Source organism: Xenorhabdus sp. SGI240 (assembly GCF_040081915.1).
GTDB classification, from domain to species: domain Bacteria; phylum Pseudomonadota; class Gammaproteobacteria; order Enterobacterales; family Enterobacteriaceae; genus Xenorhabdus; species Xenorhabdus bakwenae.
This window is the reverse complement of sequence record NZ_JBEBMB010000125.1, coordinates 1-2,699: the sequence shown is the minus strand read 5'-3', so window position 1 is coordinate 2,699 and position 2,699 is coordinate 1. Positions and strand designations below refer to the sequence as shown.

The 2,699-nt window shown below is 38.6% G+C and carries 4 protein-coding genes; 2 read left to right on the top strand and 2 right to left on the bottom strand.

Translation table 11 applies throughout. The features are described from left to right. Positions 1 to 93: 93 nt before the first annotated feature. Both ABLA76_RS16910 and ABLA76_RS16905 read right to left on the bottom strand, forming a co-directional pair. Positions 94 to 486: a hypothetical protein gene (locus tag ABLA76_RS16910; RefSeq protein ID WP_047770645.1), complete on the bottom strand. Its 393-nt coding sequence runs from the start codon at positions 484 to 486 to the stop codon at positions 94 to 96. Positions 487 to 489: 3 nt separating this feature from the next. Continuing rightward, on the bottom strand, positions 490 to 849 hold the full coding sequence (locus tag ABLA76_RS16905) for a tlde1 domain-containing protein (RefSeq protein WP_047770644.1): 360 nt from the start codon (positions 847 to 849) through the stop codon (positions 490 to 492). 777 nt (positions 850 to 1,626) lie between these two features. Here ABLA76_RS16905 and ABLA76_RS16900 point away from each other — a divergent pair. Together ABLA76_RS16900 and ABLA76_RS16895 are read left to right on the top strand one after the other, a co-directional pair. Further along, a complete protein-coding gene (locus tag ABLA76_RS16900; protein ID WP_348988822.1) occupies positions 1,627 to 1,905 on the top strand; it encodes a hypothetical protein in 279 nt (92 codons plus the stop codon). A 213-nt stretch (positions 1,906 to 2,118) separates the two neighbouring features. After that, positions 2,119 to 2,550, top strand: coding sequence for a helix-turn-helix domain-containing protein (locus ABLA76_RS16895; RefSeq protein ID WP_047770646.1), 432 nt, complete (start codon positions 2,119 to 2,121; stop codon positions 2,548 to 2,550). The last annotated feature ends 149 nt before the right edge of the window (positions 2,551 to 2,699 follow it).

Here is a 2,699-nt window from a genome sequence, read left to right as displayed (position 1 = left end):
TGTTACTGATGTCTTAGGAAAGCAGGTCGAACATGGTTCTTGGCCTTTTTTTTAATGGCGTCACTTGGTAAAAAATCCAAGTGACGCCGCCTCTCAATCGATTTCAGGAGTTATATCAAAATAGGCTACCTCAGATAATGAGCATTCTTCTGCTGAAATAATTGATGAAGCAATAAAAACAGCAGGTTTTTTGTTTTTATCAATATACGGAATGGTTATTTCTAATGTTTGTGTATATAACTGGCCCGATTCTTTAAGAATAATTGGCTTACCTTTTTTTACTAATCTAGTTCGTTCTAGTAGAGAAGAAGTTGCTTTCATTCTATCGAATTGATTATTTCTTCGATAAGAATTGGTTATAACAATTTGCGCAGCCCAAGACTGAGTAGTTGCACAATAATCTAAAGCTTTTTCGGTATCATCTTTTGTTGAAGAAAAAGCAATAGTAGGAATAAATAACATTGCAAATAAAATATTTTTTTTCATGATCTATTTCACTATTAACTCTCTGTCCATAGAGTCAACTATTTCTCTTCTCGCACTTTTTCCAACAATTATACAACCCTCCGATGCTTCGCCAGGATTTTTTGTGCTATCGCCATGTATTCTAAAAAGATCTCTTCCGTACATATTGTTACCCTCACGCGGCTCTAAATGAATAGTCATTGCACCTTTACTACTGGTATAACCTCCAATCGTATATTGCCCTCTGGGGATTGGCCCTTTCCCACGTATAGATTCTGAGGCAGGGTTATTTTTATGTATTCCCTTTCCGCTATATCCGTCACGGTAAACTAATTTATCGTCATGATATAACTCGCCTGAGTACTGATGATAAATCCAAGCCATTTAAAACTCCTTTTTTCCGAAAAAATAAAAAACTAATTACTTTGATTTATATACTTTATCATCTTTTTTATTTGTAGTTTAAATAACTTTACAAGTTTGTTTGTTAAAAAATATTACATTTTGTTTTTTTAATTTAATTCAGATAAATAAGACTTCATTTCAATAAATTTAATTTAAATTAATTACACTATTTAAAATTTGGAAGATTTATCTTTCTAAAACCGACAGTCAGTCAACGCCTGTCTTATTATCGAGAGGGTTCTTTTGTCTTCGACCGTCTGACTTTCGCGTCGCAAACAGATTGCTAAAAAACGGCTTTGCAGGGATGAAGGGGATCGCGTTCCCTGATGGAATCCCCCTTGTATCGGCGGATTAAAAACGGCTATCCCAGTGACTTTTAGTGAGCCGCCTCCCATGTCCTAACGGACATCTAAAATTCATTCCTTCCGGTGTTTTTCACTTTTAATCTCGTCAAAAAATAGTCTTGCGGGGTGTCGGGGCTTTGCCCTGACCAAGAGTTTTGCAACAACGACTGCGTGCAGGCGGTGCTACAAAACACATCTTGTCCCCTCTTTGACCCGGTTTTTTACCCGATCTTACTGTGATTTTTTTTTGAATTTTTTTCCAACTCATTGACGGTTTAAATTCAAAAGGCAGGCTTTCAATTCTTCCGTGGACGCCCTTACAGGTTTATGTGATAGAAACGCCTCAGAGTGCACTCTGAGGCGTTTTGCTATTAGATCACCGGTAGTTTCATGACAAGGAGATATTTGCTCTGTGTCGATTCTAGGCCGTTTCTCGTCATGGTTGCCGCTCATACCTTATAAACGGCTTGTACTCACCATTCACCAACGTATAACCATCGGTTGGCTCGGCATCGGAACAAATGATCGGACGTTCCCAGGCAAAGCAATTCCGCCTTGGATAGCTTTTTCACAAACATTTTTCATCGGTAAAGCTAAAAATCAAAAACCCAAAAAAATCACCGCAGGATTACCAGCAACGCTCGCCGCAAGATGGTTTGAGCGTAGCGAACTAACCATCGAGGAAGCGTAATATCACCTGAACGGACATAGGAACTCGGCCACTCAGATCCCGACTAAAAGCCGGTTTTAATACACGCTATTTGATGAAAATAGGTGCTCAAAGACTAATAAGATACAGAAGGGGATCTCTCGCAGCCCTTGCTACAAGCGGAAAGTTTTTGACGATAGTTAGCTCATGCGCTAACATTGTTAGCTCATGCGCTAACTATTCCGGATAATTTCAATGAAACGAATAACCCAAATTGACCTAGAAACGGGAGAAGATATTGGTGGATTTGTAGCTGTAATTCGCCCTAAACAAAAATCTTCATTTGAGAGGCACTTCACCATGAACCAAGCAGCACTAAAAATCATTGCAACAGAGCTTAATCACGAACAAACAAAGGTTCTAATGATACTGTTAGCCGATCTAGATTATGAAAACTACATCCAAATAGCCCAAGTTGATATATGCGAATCACTTAAAATGAATAAAGCTAGCGTAAGTAGAGCTATCAAAAATCTAATTGAATTTGGAATAATACTCGAAGGCCCTAAAATCGGACGTAGCAAGACCTATAGGTTAAATCCGCAATTCGGTTGGAAAGGAACAGTGAGTAATCACAAAAAAGCCCTTAAAAACGGTCTCAGTGTCATTCAGGGCGGTAAGGCCTAAATCTCGAATCTAGACAAATGTACAGTATTACATATCCAGTTTTTTTAAGTGGTTTCACTGAGTACGATGTCTTAGGAAAGCAGGTCGAACAAGGTTCATGGCCGTTTTTTTAATGGCGTCACTTGGTAAAAAATCCAAGTGACGCCGCC